This window comes from Bradyrhizobium sp. SZCCHNR1043 (assembly GCF_032489675.1).
Classification (GTDB): Bacteria; Pseudomonadota; Alphaproteobacteria; order Rhizobiales; family Xanthobacteraceae; genus Bradyrhizobium.
Window position 1 is genome coordinate 128,223 of sequence record NZ_JAUEYN010000002.1, and the last position, 17,188, is coordinate 145,410.

Consider the following 17,188-nt stretch of genomic DNA (forward strand, 5'->3'; position numbering starts at 1 on the left):
ATGGCTGCGAACGAAAAGTACCTGATCCTCGGCTCGAACTCGTTTTCGGGCGCAACCTTCGTCGACTTCCTGGCCGCGGCCGGTCACGACGTGATCGCGACCAGCCGCTCGGACGAGCCGCATGACGCCTTCCTGCCGTACAAGTGGCAGAAGCGTCCCGGCAAGGTCCGCTTCCAGCGCGTCGATCTCAATCACGATCTCGATGCGCTCAAGGCGCTGCTGGCCTCGGAGCGGCCGACTCACGTCGTGAACTTCGCGGCGCAGAGCATGGTCGGCGAGAGCTGGCTGTATCCAGACCACTGGATGATGACCAACGTCGTCTCCGCGGTCCGGCTGCACGACATCCTGCGCAACTATGACGGCCTCGACCGCTACGTCCACGTCACGACGCCCGAGGTCTACGGCTCGACCGAGGGCTGGGTGCGCGAGGACGCAGCCTTCAACCCGTCGACGCCCTACGCGGTGTCGCGCGCGGCCGGCGACATGAGCCTGCGCACCTATTTCGCCAACTACCAGTTCCCCGTGGTCTTCACACGTGCGGCCAATGTGTACGGCCCGGGCCAGCAGCTCTATCGCATCGTGCCGCGCACCATCGTGGCGGCGATGACCGGGCAGAAGCTGCGGCTCGACGGCGGCGGCAAGTCGATCCGCGTCTTCATCCACATGACCGACGTGTCGGATGCGACGGTGAAGATCGGTCGCAGCGGCAAGCTCGGCGAGACCTATCACATCTCGGGCTACGAGCTGGTCTCGATCCGCACGCTGGTCGAGATGATCCTGGCCCGCCTCGGCAAGACCTTCGAGGACTGCGTCGAGATCGGCCCGGAGCGTCCCGGCAAGGACACTGCCTATACGCTCGACAGCTTCAAGCTGCGGACTGAGCTCGGCTGGCGCGACACCTACTCGCTGGAACAGGGCATCGACGACGTCATCGCCTGGGCGCGACGCTTCGAGGATGTCATGGCCAAGCTGCCGACCAAGTACGAACATAAACCCTGATCGATCCCTGCGCTTCCCGGAGAAGCGCGACTGGAGAGCACGATGAACGTTGCAGTCCGGAGCCCGGCGGCCAAGCCTGACGCCGCCGCCCTGAAGGCGCAGGCCGCAAGGCTGCGCGGCAAGATCATCGAGATGTCGCACAAGGCGCAGGCCGCGCATCTGGCCTCGTCGCTGTCCTGCGCCGATGCGATGACCGCAGCCTATTGGCATGTGCTGAACATCGACCCGAAGAATCCCTCCGACCCGCTGCGCGACCGCTTCATCCTCTCCAAGGGTCATGCCGCCGCGGCGCTGTTCGCGACCCTGGCGATGAAGGGCTACTTCCCGATCGAGGAGCTCGACACCTACTGCCAGGACGGCGGCCGGCTCGCCGAGCATCCGCCGGCGAACCTTTTGCCCGGCGTCGAGGCGGCCACCGGCTCGCTCGGCCACGGCCTGCCGCTCGGCTGCGGCATGGCGCTCGCAGGGCGCATCAAGGGCGAGAACTACCGCGTGTTCGCCCTGCTCTCCGACGGCGAGAACAACGAGGGCTCGGTGTGGGAGGCGGCGATGTTCGCCGCCGCCCAGAAGCTCGAGAATGTCTGCGTCGTCGTCGACTACAACAAGTGGCAGGCGACCGCGCGCTCCAACGAAACCCTGATGCTGGCGCCGCTGCGCGACAAATGGGCCGCCTTCGGCTGGGACGCCCACGAGATCGACGGCCATGACATCGGCGCGCTGGCGGAAGCCATGCAGAACATCCCGAACGGCTCGGGCAAGCCGGTGGCGCTGATCGCCCACACCGTGAAGGGCAAGGGCGTGTCGTTCATGGAGGACGACAACAACTGGCACTATCGCGCCCCGACCGCTGAGGAAGTCGTCAAGTCGTTCAAGGAGCTCGGCCTGTCATGAGAAACGCGTTCGCTGACGAACTGACCAAGCTCGGCAACGAGGACAGCCGCGTCGTCATGCTCTCGGGCGACATCGGCAACCGCCTGTTCGACAAGTTCAAGGACAAGCACCCCAGCCGCTTCTTCAACTGCGGCGTCGCCGAGGCCAACATGATGGGCGTCGCCGCCGGCATGGCCATGAACGGCCTGCGCCCGGTCGCCTACACGATCACGCCGTTCGTGACGACGCGCTGCCTGGAGCAGATCCGCACCGACGTCTGCTATCACGAGGTCCCCGTGACCATCGTCGCGGTCGGCGCCGGCCTCGCCTATTCCGGCCTCGGCCCGACCCACCACGCCTGCGAGGACATCTCGTTCCTGCGCTCGATCCCGAACATGGTCGTGATCTGCCCGGGCGATGCCTTCGAGGTGCGCGGCGCCTTGCGCGCGGCCATGCAGCAGGACCGCCCAGTCTACATCCGCATGGGCAAGAAGGGTGAGCCGGTCGTTCACAAGGGCCCCATCACGGACTTCAAGATCGGCAAGGCGATCACGATCGAGGAAGGCTCCGACGTCTGCCTGCTCTCGACCGGCAACATGCTGCCGGAAGTCATTGAAGCCGCACATAGATTGAAGGAGAAGGGCATCTCCGCCGAGGTCGTCAGCTTCCACACCGTGAAGCCGCTGGATGAGGACAAGCTCAAGCAGGCCTTCAGCCGCTTCAAGCTGGTCGCGACCATCGAGGAGCATTCGCTGATCGGCGGCTTCGGCTCCGCCGTCTCCGAATGGCTCGCCGACACCGAGACGAAGCACCAGAAGTTCCTGCGCTTCGGCACGCCGGACGCCTTCTTCAAGAAATCAGGCGAACAGGAATATGCCCGCGAGGTGCTGGGACTGACCGGCCACCAGATCGCGGACAAGATCATCCACGCGTTGAGCTGAGACATCACATGAAGACCCAAGCTGCCCTCCTGGTCCAGACCGGCCAACCGCTCGTGCTGGCCGAGATCGAGACCCCCGCGTTGAAGCCGGGCCAGGTGCTGGTCGAGATCGCCTATTCCGGCGCCTGCGGCACGCAGGTCATGGAGTGGCGCGGCGACAAGGGCGAGGACAAATGGGTGCCGCACTGCCTGGGCCATGAGGGTACCGGCACGGTGATCGAGGCCGGCAGCGCCGTCACCAAGGTCAAGGTCGGCGACAAGGTCGTGCTGTCCTGGATCAAGGGCACGGGCATCGAGGCCGGCGGCGCCGTCTATGACTGGGACGGCAAGAAGGTCAACGCCGGCGGCGTCACCACCTTCCAGCGCCATGCGGTCGTCAGCGAGAACCGCCTGACCCTGCTGCCGCCCGACCTGCCGATGGATGTCGCGGTGCTGCTCGGCTGCGCGGCGCCGACCGGCATGGGCGCGGTCTACAACGTGCTCAAGGTCCAGCCGGGCGACGCCGTCGCCGTGTTCGGCACCGGCGGCATCGGCCTCAACGCGCTGATGGCGGCGGCGCTCGCGGGCGCCATGCCGGTGATCGGCATCGATCCCAATCCGACCCGCCGCGCGCTGGCGCATATCTACGGCGCGACCCACGTGATCGACGCTGGTGGCGACGTGCTGGCCGAGATCAAGAAGATCGTGCCGCAGGGCGTTGATCTCGCGGTCGAATCCTCCGGTATTCCGGCCGTTATGGAGCAGGCGATCAATTCGACGCGCCAGCAGGGCGGCCGTGCCGTCGTCATCGGCAACGCCAAGCATGGCGCGGCGCTCACGCTGAATCCCGGCGTCTTCAACCAGGGCAAGAGCCTGCTCGGCACCTGGGGCGGCGACAGCGTGCCGGATCGCGACTACGGCCGCTACGGCCGGCTGCTGAGCTCCGGCCGCTTCCCGGTGCGGGATCTCCTGTCGAAGCCCTACAGCCTCGCCCAGGCCGACCAGGCGCTGCAGGATCTGGCCGCCGGCAAGGTCGGCCGTCCGCTGATCGACATGTCGCTGCGTTAAGTCCAGGCCATGCGGATCGGGATCGACTTCGACAACACGATCGCCTGCTATGACGGCGTGTTTCATGCGGCAGCACTCGAGCGCGGCCTGATCCCGGCCGATCTCGGCCGCGACAAGAACAGCGTCCGCGACCATCTCAACGGCAGCGGGCGCAAGGACGATTTCACCGAGCTGCAGGGCTATGTCTACGGCGCCCGCATGGATCTGGTGTCGCCCTACCCCGGCTTCGCGGAATTCGTCGATGCGGCCCGTGCCGCCGGCCATGACCTGTTCATCGTCAGCCATAAGACCCGGCACCCCATTCTCGGACCGAAGCACGACATGCATGCCGCGGCGCGCGGCTTCCTGACCGACCGCGGCCTGATGGGATCAGCGCCCGGCCAGATCGCGCCGGAGCGGGTGTTCTTCGAGCTGACCAAGGACGACAAGGTCGCCCGCGCCCACGCGCTGGCCTGCGAGCTGTTCGTCGACGACCTGCCGGAGATCCTGGCCATGGCCGGATTTCCGCAAGGCATGCGCAAGGTGCTGTTCGATCCGGAGGACCAGTTCGCGACCAAGGCCACGGGCTATGAGCGCCGCACCTCCTGGGCTGAGATCGCGGCGGATGTCGTCCGTGACCGCGGCTGAGGCCAGCGCGGGCGCCGATGCCGCGCTGCTGGCGCTGGCGCAGCGCCTCACCGCGCAGGCCGGCAAGGCGAGCCCCAGGGCGCTGACGCGGCTGGCCGGCGGCCGCAACAACCAGGTCTTTCGCGTCGACACCGCCGACGGCCCGCTGGTCCTCAAGCGCTACTTCACCGATGCCCGCGACACCCGCGACCGGCTCGGCGCTGAATGGAGCTTCATCAGCCATGCCTGGTCGCGCGGCGTCCGCGTCGTGCCGGAACCGCTGGCCTGCGACCGCGCCGAGCAGGCTGGCCTCTACAGCTTCGTCGAAGGACGCAAGCTGACGGCTGCCGAGCTGGCACCTGTTCATGTCGAGGCCGCGATCGATTTCGTGCTCGCGGTGAACGCCCCGCCCCGCCCTGCGCTGGCGCCGGGCTCGGAGGCCTGCTTCTCGCTGGCCGAGCACATTGCGACCGTCGAGCGCCGCGTCGCGCGGCTGGCGACGCTCGATGCCGACGTGCCGCATGTGGCCGAGGCCCGGCAATTCGTGGCGGCGCGGCTGCAGCCGGCCTGGGCCGACGTGAAGGCGACCATTCTGAGCGGCGCCGCGGCCGAAGGGCTCGGCCTGGAGGCCGCCATCCCCGCCGATCAGGTCTGCCTATCGCCGTCCGACTTCGGCTTCCACAACGCGCTGATCGACGACGCGGGCAAGCTGACCTTCCTCGATTTCGAATATGCCGGCCGCGACGACCCGGCCAAGCTGGTGTCGGACTTCTTCTGCCAGCCGGAGGTGCCGGTGCCGCTGGCCGTGCACGAGCATTTCATCGAGCGGCTGACGGAGGGCCTCGGGCTTGACGCGGCCAGCGTCGCGCGCTGCCGGCTGCTGCTCGATGCCTACCAGGTCAAGTGGACCTGCATCATCCTGAACGACTTCCTGCCGCTCGGCGCCATCAGGCGCGCCTTCGCCGACACCGGCGCCTGGGCGCAGCGCTGCGCCGCGCAGCTCGCCAAGGCCGAGGCGCAGCTCGGCCTGATCGGCGCCACATCCGACTAACCGACAATCCCACGCCCGGAGATCTTCATGGCCTACCGCGAGTTCGTCAGTCTCGTCCACAAATCGACCAAGCGCGACTATCTCGCGCGCGTCACCCAGCGCGACAAGGCCGATGTCGCGGAGATGGCGATCAAGTACGATTACGACTATTGGGACGGCAGCCGCGAGACCGGCTATGGCGGCTACAAATATGACGGCCGCTGGCGCAAGGTCGCCGACGCGATGATCGAGACGTACGGCATCAAGCCGGGCATGCGCGTGCTCGACGTCGGCTCCGGCAAGGGCTTCATTCTGCACGATTTCCGCGAGGCCATCCCGGATCTCGAGGTCGCCGGCATCGACGTCTCGTCCTACGGCGTCGAGCACACGATGGAGAGCGTGAAGCCGTTCTGCCAGGTCGGCAGCGCGGCCAAGCTGCCCTACCCCGACAAGCACTTCGATCTGGTCATCTCGATCAACACGCTGCACAACCTCTACAACTACGATCTCGATGCCGCCCTGCGCGAGATGGAGCGCGTCAGCCGCGGCGCCAAATATCTCTGCGTCGAGGGCTACCGCAACGAGCGCGAGAAGGTGAATTTGATGTACTGGCAGCTCACCTGCCGCATCTTCCACACCCCCGAGGAATGGGCGTTCGAATTCAAGCGCTCCGGCTACACCGGCGACCACGAATTCATCTTCTTCGAATGAGTGCGAGCTGAGAGCGTCGACAGGCGCTCTCGCGACGCATTGGCGTCCGAGTGTTGCTGTAGATCGTCGCCCTCTCGATTGAGAGGGCGCGAGGAAGGCCGGGAGCCTGCCGCCCCCATGGCCCGCCTGCAGAAAGAAATGCAGGCGGCAGGTACCACAGGTTCGGCTGGGACATCCCGGCCTTCCCCGCGCGATCGGTTTTAACGGTGTCCTTCGTGCTCTCCCTGGGGATCGGCGTTCTTGCCCCCATTTTGCGACAACGCGCCTTTGGCGCGTTGCGCAGACCTCAGCGTCGAGAGGCCAGGACCACACGACTTCGCCGTCCGTAACGCTTGCGCTCGTCGGGCGCAGCCGTCACGTCCATCGCAGCCCACCTCCACGTATCGTGACGACGCGTACGTCCCTCTGCACGAGGCGGGATGGCGAGAGAAAACCACGTTTTCTGGAAAAACGAAAGAAGAATATTTTTCGTCACCTGACTGGACAAGGGTGATGCACCTGAAGATGCGAGCCAATTCGTCGTCGACGCGCACGTCGGAACCGGCTCGAGCGCCGGCGACCCGGATTGCGGCTTTGTCGGCCTCCCCGGCTGAAGACCCACGCAAAACGAGTGCGGATCCCGCATGCCGCTTTTGCGATCTTTGCAAAATGTATCTATAGATTGGCAGCGAAACATCGCGAGCGGCAGGGAACGGGGCTGTCATGACGAAGTCGTTGAAGGTGGCGATCGCCGAAGGCCTGCCCCCCCAGACCCTGTTCAAGCTGCGCTCGATCAAGCGCGCGCTGATGGGGCAGCCGCCTCCGGAACGGCCGCAGGCCGCTTTGGAGCCAAAGCCCGAACCCGAGCCTCAACCGGTCCCCGCGCCGGCCGCCGGAGCGGGGTCGGAGCCGCGGACGCGGCAGACCGAAGCCCTGGAACGGCTCGACGCCCACAAGATTAGCGCGCCGTACCTGTTCTTCGATATCGACGACGTCCTGATCCTGCCCGCCAAGGAGATCGCGCGCACGCTGACCTTGAGCGTGATGTATATCAACAGCGCCGATGTCAAAGGCGATATCGCCGAATTCGGCACCATGGGCGGCTTCACCGCGCGCACCCTGGCGAACGCGATGGTGTTCGACCCGCGCTATCAGCCGAACCAGCCGCTGCGCAAGCTGCGCCTGTTCGACAGCTTCGAGGGCCTGCCGGAAATCACGGCGCAGGTCGACCTCGAGTCGCAGCACGTGAAATCGGGCACCTGGTCGAAGGGCGGCTGCAGGATTCTCAGCGCCGCGGATCTGCGGACCATGGTCGAGGCCATCATTCCGCCCAGCCGGGTCGAGATCTATGAAGGCTGGTTCGCCGACACGGTGAAGCTGCTCCCGGACGACACGCGCTTTGCACTGATCCATTTCGACGGCGACCTCTACTCATCCACCATGGATGCTCTGGTGCCGTGCTTCGAACGCGGCTTCATCTCGAAGGGCGCCGTGCTCTGCTTCGACGACTGGAACTGCAACGAGGCCGACCCCGAGGCCGGCGAGCGCAAGGCCTGGGCCGACCTCGTCAGCCGCTTCAACATCGTCGCCAGCCATTCCGGCGACTACTCGATCCAGGGCACCAAGTTCATCATTCATTCCTATCTCGGAATGAAGCCGAGGGCTTGAGCAGCATGCGCTTCGCTTTCGTTGCGTCGCGGCCCCATGCGGTCAGAGGGTGAGTGCATGAGTTGTCCCTACACCACGCTGCCCGCGAGCAGCTTCTGGCGTCAGGCCGTTGCCGAGCGCAGCCCATCCGATCTCGATCCTCATCTGACCGCGCGGCTCCGCTTCGGTCCTGATCAGCGCGTCGCCTCGGCCGGCAGTTGCTTCGCGCAGCACATCTCGCGCGCCCTGAAGGAGCGCGGCTACAATTACTATGTCACCGAGCCCGCGCCGCCGCATCTGACGCCCGAGCAGGAGGAGCGCTTCGGCTATGGCGTGTTCTCCGCGCGCTACGGCAACATCTACAGCACCCTGCAACTGCTGCAACTGCTGCAGCGCGCCTTCGGCGGTTTCCAACCGGCCGATCAGTTCTGGACCGACAGCGACGGCTGGGTGTTCGATCTGCTGCGCCCCCGCATCACGCCGCGCGGCTACGTCTCGATGGTCGAGGCCGAAGCAGATCTGAAGCGGCATTTGCAGGCGGTGCGGCGGCTCTTCGAAACCACCGACATCTTCATCTTCACGCTCGGTCTGACCGAGAGCTGGGTGTCCAAGCTCGACGGCACGGTGTATCCGACCTGTCCGGGGTGCGGCAGCGCTGGCGACTTCGACGATGCCAAATACGCGTTCCACAATCTATCGGTCATGGAGACCACCGGCTATCTTGCCGAGGCGATCAACCTGATGTCGGCAGCAAATCCGCGCCTGCAGATCATCCTGACGGTCTCGCCGGTCCCGCTCGCCGCCACCATGGAGCCGCGCCACGTGCTGCAGGCCACGACCTATTCCAAGAGCGTGCTGCGCGTCGCCGCCGAGGAGATGGTCCGGCGCTTCGACAACGTGCATTATTTCGCGTCCTACGAGATCATCACCAATGCGAAGAACGCGGGGGCGTATTTCGCCGACGATGCGCGCTCGGTCACGTCCGAAGGCGTCGCGCGCGCGATGAAGCTGTTCTTCGCGCAGTTCACCGGCGAGGACGCTGGCGCAGAGGTGCGATCCGCACGTGATGACGAACGAATGCAACCGGCGGCTCCTCCGGCCGCGCCGCAGATCATCTGCGACGAGGACGAGTTCTACCGCGCACTGGCCGCGAGCCGTAACAACTGAGGACGAGCGGCGGCCGCGGCCGAGCCTGTGATGTGAGGGGGACGTATCAGCGTGGACACCGAGCTCGAAGCGGTTCTGCCGGTCTATATCGTCGGCGACAGCCATTCCCTGCCGTATCGGAACATGGTGTTCCGGGAGCGGTGGACCGGCGCCTGGGTGATGGCCCGTACCAAGTACATCCCCGGCGCCACGGCGCGGGAGTTCTATGATCCCGCCACCGGCGAGTTTCATCCTGACTTCATCGCCTTCCTCGAATATGAGGGCCTGGTGCGCAACGGACGCGCGACGCATCTGTCGATGGACGAGGTCGATTTCGCCATTGCCAAGGCGGTCGGCCAGGCCGTGCGGCCGCCGCTGATCATGATCACCGTCGGCGAGATCGACGTTCGCGGTCCGCTCCTGCAACTCCTCAAGGACACCCACGACTTCGTTCCGCCGTTCGCCACCACGTTGCCTCTGCTCGACAAGCCGCTGGTGCCGTGGGATCTCATCGACGAGGCGATCGAGGCACGGCTCGGGCCGTTCGTCGCCGGGCTCGATCAGCTGGTCAAGGCCGGCTTCAAGCGCGTCTACGTGCAGAGCGTCGTTCCCCCGACCCGGCAGGAAGCGCGCATCCGAGAGCTGCAGAACTACGACTGCCCTGTCTCCGTCCGGACCAAGCTGGTTCAGGCGTTCAACTGGAAGCTGGCGCAGAAGGTGCGTTCGGTGAACCTCTTCACGGTCGACCGCTGGCCCGACCTGACCGAGGGCGATCTCTTGCGTCCGGAGTTCGATTTCGACGGGGTGCATCTGCCGCCCAAGGGCGCCCGTCTCCTGCTCGAGTCGCTGATCGATCATGCGATCGACAGCCGCGGCCTCGTCGCCAATCATCCGCGATACGAACTCTATTATCGAATGGCGTGCGGCCTGGATCCGTTCCAGCCCACCAAGCCGAACGCAGCATGAGGACATCATGGCCTTGGGACCGATGATCAGCACTGCCAAGCAGCGGCTCAAGGGCGGCGTCAACCAGGCGCTCAGCGCTCTCGGCTACCGCCTGGTGCGGGCCGACACGTTCGACCGCCTGAACGGACATCCCAGTCCAGACGCAGCCCCCGCGGACAAGAACGGCACGGCGCAGCCGCGCCAGCTGACGCTGCTGCCGGCCGCGAACAGCGCGCCGCCGATGTGCACGGCCCATGCGCCGAAGTTCGATCCGCAGAAGACGCCGAGCCAGCTCGCCGACAAGATCGTCGCCTTCCAGCAGAACGGCGTCACGGTGATCAGCACGAATCCGGAAAAGGCGGCCATGTTCCGGGAAACCGAGAGCTTCGACCGCGACGTCAGCAACCGCCACTCGGCATGGGACTGGGCCGGCAACAGCGTCGCTCCCTACACGCAGGATCTACAGACCGGGATGCCATCGGCGGCGCTCGTCGACTATCTGCACGCGCTGTTCAGCGGCGGCGATTTCGATTCCTTCTTCCGCGGCGTGCTCGGCTGCCCCGCCAAGGTCGCCAATGTCCGGCTGGTGCGCTCGAAGCCGCATTTGACCGAGGGTATCGGTCCCCAGCAATGGCACAGCGACGGCTGCCCGGCCGGCGTCATCCGCGGCGTGCTCTATCTCTGCGATGTCGACGAGCAGACCGGTCCGTTCCAGTATCGCGACGCGAATTACCGGGAGCACACGGTTCTGGGCAAGACTGGTGATCTGCTGGTGTTCGATGCGACCCGCCTCATGCATCGCGGCAGCCCGCCATCGCACAAGACACGCTCCGCGATCGATCTGGTGTTCATGCCGCGCATGCCCGACGAGGAGATGACAATCATGGTCGTCGGCATGAACCACTGGCCCGCCGACCCGTTCTTCGTCAAGCTGCCGAAGGAGCGGCCCGCCGACGCCCACGACGCATTGGCCGACGGACGCCGGGCTGCCAGCCTCTATTGACGCATGGCCGCCCGCTTGCACCATGGATGGAGGACGGCTAAGCCAGAAGGCAGCAGGTGGGCTTGCGCGCGACGCAGAAGGCGCGCACTCACCGCCGATATCGCCGTCACCGAGCGCGCGATCCCGTCTCGACGTGACGCCGCCTGTCGGGCGTTGCCAGGCGAACACCTCTCTTCGGCGCAGCGTCGCATCTGCGCCATCCCTCAAGGCCGTTTTGCGGTCATCGAACAGCGCCGCGTTGGAGAATTTGAATGCTGCAACCGTTGAAGAATGCGCTCGCCACCTCGCTGCCGCCGGACGCGCTGTATTGGATGCGCTCGGTCAAACGGGCGATCATGTTCGAGCCGCCGCTGCCCTGGCCCTACGGGAACGGCAGCAGCGCCACCGTACAGGAAAGGCCTCCGGCCGTGGCAATCGCAGCCCCGTCCGCCGACACTGTCGATGACGGACGCATCATCCAGGACATCGCGCTGGAGAAATACAGCGCGCGGCAGCTTCCCTCGCCCGGCGCATATTACAGCTATGCCGACGTGCTGATCCTGCCGGCACAGGAGATCGCCAAGACGCTCACCCTGTGCGTCCAATACGTCAACAGCGCCCATGTCAACGGCGACATCGCCGAGTTCGGCACGATGGGCGGCTTCAGCGCCCGCGCGATCGCCACGTCGATGGTGTTCGACCTGCAGCGCCAGCCGCTCGGCAAGAGCGCGTCCGGAGAAAACCCGTTCCGTATTCTGCGCCTGTTCGACAGCTTCGAGGGCCTTCCCGAGATCACCTCGCCGGTCGACCAGGTCGCTCCGCACGTCATCTCCGGCGCGTGGGCCAAGGGCGGCTGCAAGGTGCTGGCCGCGCCGCAGCTGCGCGCCGTGATCGGCAAGATTATTCCGCCGCACCGCTTTCAGCTCTACGAAGGCTGGTTCGCCGACACCGTGAAGACGCTGCCGCCCGAGACGCGGTTTGCGATGATCCATTTCGACGGCGACCTCTACCAGTCGACCATGGATGCGCTCGTCCCACTGTTCGAGCGCGGCATGATCTCGACCGGCGCCGTCATCTGCTTCGACGACTGGAACGCCAATCGTGCCATTCCGACCACGGGCGAACGGCAGGCCTGGAAGGAGCTGGTCGAGATGTTCGCGATCGAGGCCTCCAACGGCGGCGACTATTCGGTCGGCGGCACCCGCTTCATCATCCACGCCTATCGCGGCATCCCGGCTGATCCGGAGTAATGCGGCTCACGGCGACGGCCGCTGGGCCGGGCCAAGCAGGCTGTTGATGGTGTGGCGCGCCAGGAAGACGGCACCGGGCACCGTGAGGTGCCCGGGATCGAATGCCGTCAATTGCGAGCCGTCCGGACCGATCCGGCTGAGACAGCCTTCGTCGTTGCAGAACACGTCGCGCACGGAGATGTAATCGATGCCGAGCTCACGGGTCAGCTCGCGAAACAGCGCGTCGCGGCCGCGCGTCCATTCGTCGTTGGAGCGGAACAGGGTCCGCTCCGGCAACACCGTTCCGGTCTGCCGGTAGTAGTCGAGCACGTTGTGCGACAGGCCGACGCCCTGCCAGCTCGGCGGCGGTCCCATCAGCACGATCTTCGCAATGCCGTTGGCCCTGAGCAGCGCGACCGTGCGCGGCAGGTCCTCGCGCAGCACGGACTCGGCGTGGCCCCAGGTCGCGTCGAGGATGACGACGTCCGGCCGGAGACGGCCGATCCGCAACACGACGTCGTCGTTGATGCTCTTGCAGAACGGCCGGGCCTCCAAGGTGTAGCCGATCAGCGGTGGGCAGGCGGAGGCCGTATATTGCGCGACGTCATAGCCGCGCTCCGTCGACAGATGCAGCAGCCCCGGATAGAGCGCCGCGCCGTAGGAATCGCCCCAGATCAGCAGCAGCGGCCGGCGTCCCTGCCCGGCGCAGTCGGCGCCGAATGCGGAGGCAGGCTGCAGGAGCAGCAGGCAGCGGCCACGGCGCCAATGCGAATTGGTCTCGCTGCCCGACAGCATGAAGCCCCTGATCTCCGGCGCGAACCGGACCGGCAGGCCGCGCGTGCTCGTCGCCGCGACGCCGATCGGGATCATCGCCGCCATCACGGCCAGCAAAGACCACGCCCGCCACGCGACGGGCGCGGCTCCGAACCTGATCGGCAGCTCGATGAAGCGATAGGTGAGGAAGGCCAGCACGGCGCTCAGCCCGAGCACCGCGAGCAGGATCCACGCCGGAGCCGCCCCGCCGAACTGCAGCTTGGTGAAGGCGATCAGCGGAAAGTGCCAGAGATAGAGCGGGTAGCTGATCAGGCCGACGAACACCAGCGCGGGCCACGCCAACACCCGCTGAACCAGCGTGCCGCCGGCCGCAATCAGGGCCATGGTCGCCAGCACGGGGACGATGGTGCGAATGCCGGGCCATGGCGAGGCTGCGCTGAACGCGAGGAAGGCGACGGCGATGCCCGCCACACCAACAGCCGCTAGCATGCTGCTGGTGGTCGGACCGATCGGGCGATCGGCACGCTGCCGCAGCCACACCGCCAGGAGCGAGCCTGCCAGCAGCTCCCAGCCCCGCGTGGTCGGCGAATAGAATGCCCACGCCGCCTCCCTTGCAGGGGTCGACAGGCAGACCACCAGCGACCCGAGCCCGAGCGCGGCCACCATGGCCGCCTTCCGTGACGGCCATCGGGCGATCAGCACGAACATCGCGGGCCAGACGATGTAGTACTGCTCCTCGATGCCGAGCGACCACAGATGCAGCAGCGGAAGGCGCTCCGCACCGGGATCGAAATAGCCCACGATCTGCTCGTGCAGCATGAAGTTCTCGATGAAGGCGGCGGCGCCCTTGATGTTGGATCCGAGCGCTTCCATCTCGGCGACCGGGAATACGAACCAGGCGATCACGAACGTCGCCAGCACCACGGTGATGAGAGCCGGGAAGATCCGGAGGATGCGGCGGGCGTAGAAGGTCGCAAAACTGAAGCTCTTGTCCGCGCACTGCCGATCGATGATGCCCGTGATCAGATAGCCGGAGATCACGAAGAATACGTCGACGCCGGCAAAACCGCCGGGCAGCAGCCGCGGGAAGGTATGAAAGACGAGCACGGCGACGACGGCGATCGCGCGCAGGCCGTCGATGTCGGGACGATAGAGCAGCGCGTGCGCCCGGCTGATCGGCCGCTCATGGCGATCCGCTGCGGCCGCATGATCAAGGCTTTCGGTGATCGCCATTCTCACGCATTCCCTGAAACGCTCGCGTCTTTTCCAGAGCGCCGACGAGGTCGCGGGTAAAGTCAGCCGCGCCCCTGGCGTCGAGATGGCCGCCGCCATCCCAGCTCGAATAGTCGGTCCGCGCCGGCAGCGCCGTCTCGACGCCGACGGCATCCGCAATCTCACGAACCTGGGTCAGGCAGCCGTGAAAATTGGGAACGAAAGTCAAGACCACGGGCGCGCCGAGCGACTGCACGAGGTCACGCGCATTGGCGATCACGTCGGGCGTGGTGTGACAGTCGGGATCGCGCGTCATCTTCACGCCCGGATTGCCTTCGGCGAGAAAGCGCGGAAACGTGCTCATGTCGGCTGCGCCGGTGCGATCATCGCGGTCGAAGCGCGGCAGCGGTCCGGCCCGCGGACCGGCGAGCGCCTGGCGCCATGGCCGCGTCACGTCCTCGAAGCGCCAGCGCAGATTGCGCCGGATGATCTCGTAGGTCGCGCCGAAACGGCTGAGCTTCGTGCTCGGGATCGGACGGACGTCGGCGCCGAACGCGCGTGTGAGGTTGCGGTGGAAGAAGTTGCCGCCGCCTCCGCCATCGTCGGCGTTCAAGATCCACAGGCGCGGACGGAGGTGATGCTTCAGCGCGATCTGCCGCGCGAATTCGCCGCTGGCGACGCCGACGAACGCCATGTTGTAGAATTTGAGGCCGTAAGGCTGCTCGAGGCGCTCGCGCATGACGGTCTCGTCGACCGCAAACGACACCAGGGACGAGCCGAGGATGATGACGTCGGCCCGGCGGGCGTTGTCGATCGAGCGGCCGATGCCATGGTAGAACAGATCCTGGTCCTGGATCTCGGTGATGCTGTCGCCGCCGAAATTGCGGTACCATGACCGATCGCCGGCCCTGCTGATCGCGCTGAAATGGTCGCCGCCCTGCGCAGCCAGCCACAGGCTGACACCGCCCAGCATCGCCGCCGTCATCCCGAGCAGGCTGGCGAGATAGCGCCCTGCCCGGCCGAGGCCGTCCCCGGCCTCATGCCCGGCCCAACCGGTCTGCTCTGTCCGACGATCCATGGCGGCCCCGGGGCGGACGACGCGGCTATTTGTCGAAGCCAGGCAACGCCTCCAGCGCCTGTCTGGCAATGAAGACGGAGCCGGGATAGGTCAAATGGCCGCTGTCATACGCGGTCAGGTCGGATCCGTCCGCGCCGATCCGGGCGAGACATCCGTCGTCGTTGCACATCATGCGGCGCGCCGAGATGTATTGAATGCCCACGCGCTGCGCGTGCGCCTCCAGGAACTCGTCGAGCGCCCGCGTCCAGTTGTCGTTGGAGCGGAACTTGGTGCGCTCCGGCAACAGCGAATGCGTCCGGAAATAATAGTCGAGCATGTTCGCGGGCAGGCTTTCGCCGAGCCAAGTCGCCGGCGGCCCGAGCAGTACGATCTTCGGAACATTGAGCTCCTTCAAGGCGGCAACCGTTCTATCCAGCCCATTGCGCAGGTCGTCCGGACCATAGCTCCAGGTCGAATAGAACAGGACCAGATCCGGCTTCAGCTCGGCGACCTTCTGGATGACGAAGTCGTTCGCGCCCTTGCAGAACCGCCGTTCCGGATGGACGAAACCGAGCAGCGGCGGACAGGCGGAGGCGGTGAATTCCGCGACCTCGAATCCCCGCTCGGCACCGAAATGAGCAAGTCCCGGATAGAGCGATGCCGCATAGGAGTCGCCCCAGACCAAAATGAGCGGATGGCGGCCGGTGCCCGCGCATTCCGGAGAGAATTCGGACGCGCTCTGATCCGGCTTCAGCAGGCATTTGTCGGCCCGCCAGAAGCGGGCAGTCTCGCTGCCGTCCAGCATGAAGCCGCGAAGCTCGGCGGGAATGCGCGCCGGCAGGCCATTGGTGCGGTCGGCGACCACGCCGACGATGCCCAGCGCGACCATGCCGCCGAGCAGTCCGCCGACCTTGAGCGGCACCAGGCGCCGGCCGAAGCGGATCGGCCGCTCGATGAGGCGGTAGGTGGCCCAGGCCAGCACCATGCTGGCCACGATGATCGCGACCATGACCCACACCGGCACCGCATCGATGAACTGGATGCGCGCATAGGCCATCAGCGGGTAGTGCCAGAGATAGAGCGGATAGCTGATCAGGCCGACGAAGACGGCCGGTGTCGACGACAGTACATAGCGATGCACCAGCGTGCCGCTGGTCGCGATCAAGGCGGCTGCGCCCAGCACGGGCAGCAACGTGTGAACGCCCGGATGCGGGGTGAGCCGACCGTAGCGCCAGAACGCGACCACGATCGCGAGCATCGCGGCCAGCGCGATGAGTTCGCGGACGAGCGGGACGCCGATCAGCGGCTGCGGACGAGCCTCCGCACTGCGGCCATTGACCCAGAGCGCGAGGGCCGAGCCGACCAGCAATTCCCAAGCCCGCGTCACCGGCAGATAGAACGCATAGTCGGGCGCGCGCGGCTGCACGATCAGGCACGCGACGAACGACGCCGCCGCCAGCGCGACCGTGATCGCCAGGCTCCTGCGCCGCCATGAGCCGATCAGCATCAGCAGCAGCGGCCAGACGATGTAGTATTGCTCCTCGATCGCCAGCGACCACAGATGCAGCAACGGCTTCTTCTCGGCGGCAAGATCGAAATAGCCGACCTGCCCGAGCAGGACGAAGTTCTGGATGAAGACGGCACCGCCGGCGATGTTGGTGCCGAGCGACTTCAGCTCGCGCGGCGGCAGCAGGAACCAGGCGATCAGGAAGGTGACCAGCACCACCGTGATCAGTGCCGGAAAGATGCGGCGGATCCGGCGAGCATAGAAATCGGCGATGCTGAACGTCTTCGACAGCATCTGCTTGTGGATGATTCCGGTGATCAGATAACCGGAAATGACGAAGAAGATGTCGACGCCGTAGAAGCCGCCGGGCACGGCTGAGGGAAACGCGTGGTAGAGGAGAACCGGCAGCACGGCCACGGCGCGCAGACCGTCGATCTCCTCGCGGTAGCCGAGCGGCGTGGCGCGGGCTTCTTCCAGGGACATGTTCGGTTGTGCAAAGTTCATCGG

At 66.1% G+C, this 17,188-nt stretch carries 15 protein-coding genes; 12 read left to right on the forward strand and 3 right to left on the reverse strand.

Annotated features, from left to right (window positions below; all coding sequences use genetic code 11):
• From QX039_RS03190 to QX039_RS03245, 12 genes are all read left to right on the forward strand, one after another.
• A complete protein-coding gene (locus QX039_RS03190; RefSeq protein ID WP_315738897.1) occupies positions 1-999 on the forward strand; it encodes an NAD-dependent epimerase/dehydratase family protein in 999 nt (332 codons plus the stop codon).
• A 42-nt stretch (positions 1,000-1,041) separates the two neighbouring features.
• A complete protein-coding gene (locus QX039_RS03195) occupies positions 1,042-1,890 on the forward strand; it encodes a transketolase (RefSeq protein ID WP_315738899.1) in 849 nt (282 codons plus the stop codon).
• Positions 1,887-2,810, forward strand: a complete 924-nt coding sequence (locus QX039_RS03200; protein ID WP_315738900.1) for a transketolase family protein — start codon at positions 1,887-1,889, stop codon at positions 2,808-2,810. The genes QX039_RS03195 and QX039_RS03200 overlap by 4 nt, the downstream gene beginning before the upstream one ends.
• An 8-nt stretch (positions 2,811-2,818) precedes the next feature.
• Positions 2,819-3,856 carry a zinc-binding dehydrogenase gene (locus QX039_RS03205; protein ID WP_315738902.1) on the forward strand — a complete coding sequence of 346 codons (1,038 nt, stop codon included), beginning with the start codon at positions 2,819-2,821 and terminating at the stop codon, positions 3,854-3,856.
• Between the two features lie 9 nt (positions 3,857-3,865).
• The gene (locus tag QX039_RS03210; RefSeq protein WP_315738903.1) at positions 3,866-4,483 is read left to right on the forward strand and encodes a hypothetical protein; all 618 of its coding nucleotides are present in this window, start codon (positions 3,866-3,868) and stop codon (positions 4,481-4,483) included.
• Entirely contained in the window at positions 4,461-5,513 is a 1,053-nt protein-coding gene (locus tag QX039_RS03215) for an aminoglycoside phosphotransferase family protein (protein ID WP_315738904.1), read from the forward strand. Before QX039_RS03210 ends, QX039_RS03215 begins: the two co-directional genes overlap by 23 nt.
• Before the next feature lie 27 nt (positions 5,514-5,540).
• Positions 5,541-6,203: a class I SAM-dependent methyltransferase gene (locus QX039_RS03220; protein ID WP_315738905.1), complete on the forward strand. Its 663-nt coding sequence runs from the start codon at positions 5,541-5,543 to the stop codon at positions 6,201-6,203.
• Between the two features lie 702 nt (positions 6,204-6,905).
• Positions 6,906-7,850 (forward strand): TylF/MycF/NovP-related O-methyltransferase, encoded by a 945-nt coding sequence (locus QX039_RS03225; protein ID WP_315738906.1) that lies wholly within the window; start codon positions 6,906-6,908, stop codon positions 7,848-7,850.
• A gap of 57 nt (positions 7,851-7,907) precedes the next feature.
• A complete protein-coding gene (locus QX039_RS03230) occupies positions 7,908-8,996 on the forward strand; it encodes a GSCFA domain-containing protein (RefSeq protein WP_315738907.1) in 1,089 nt (362 codons plus the stop codon).
• 51 nt (positions 8,997-9,047) lie between these two features.
• On the forward strand, positions 9,048-9,941 hold the full coding sequence (locus tag QX039_RS03235) for a hypothetical protein (RefSeq protein ID WP_315738908.1): 894 nt from the start codon (positions 9,048-9,050) through the stop codon (positions 9,939-9,941).
• A gap of 7 nt (positions 9,942-9,948) precedes the next feature.
• Positions 9,949-10,923 (forward strand): hypothetical protein, encoded by a 975-nt coding sequence (locus tag QX039_RS03240; RefSeq protein WP_315738909.1) that lies wholly within the window; start codon positions 9,949-9,951, stop codon positions 10,921-10,923.
• A gap of 251 nt (positions 10,924-11,174) precedes the next feature.
• Complete coding sequence (locus QX039_RS03245; RefSeq protein WP_315738910.1) at positions 11,175-12,152, forward strand: TylF/MycF/NovP-related O-methyltransferase; 978 nt, start codon at positions 11,175-11,177, stop codon at positions 12,150-12,152.
• Positions 12,153-12,158: 6 nt separating this feature from the next.
• On the opposite strand, the gene QX039_RS03250 is transcribed toward QX039_RS03245, so the two are convergent.
• Genes QX039_RS03250 through QX039_RS03260 form a run of 3 tightly spaced genes read right to left on the reverse strand, consistent with a single transcriptional unit; the run spans position 12,159 to position 17,185 of the window.
• Entirely contained in the window at positions 12,159-14,138 is a 1,980-nt protein-coding gene (locus QX039_RS03250; RefSeq protein WP_315738911.1) for an acyltransferase family protein, read from the reverse strand.
• Positions 14,116-15,195 carry a hypothetical protein gene (locus tag QX039_RS03255; RefSeq protein WP_315738912.1) on the reverse strand — a complete coding sequence of 360 codons (1,080 nt, stop codon included), beginning with the start codon at positions 15,193-15,195 and terminating at the stop codon, positions 14,116-14,118. Before QX039_RS03255 ends, QX039_RS03250 begins: the two co-directional genes overlap by 23 nt.
• Positions 15,196-15,220: 25 nt before the next feature.
• Positions 15,221-17,185, reverse strand: coding sequence for an acyltransferase family protein (locus QX039_RS03260; RefSeq protein WP_315738913.1), 1,965 nt, complete (start codon positions 17,183-17,185; stop codon positions 15,221-15,223).
• Positions 17,186-17,188: the final 3 nt, after the last annotated feature.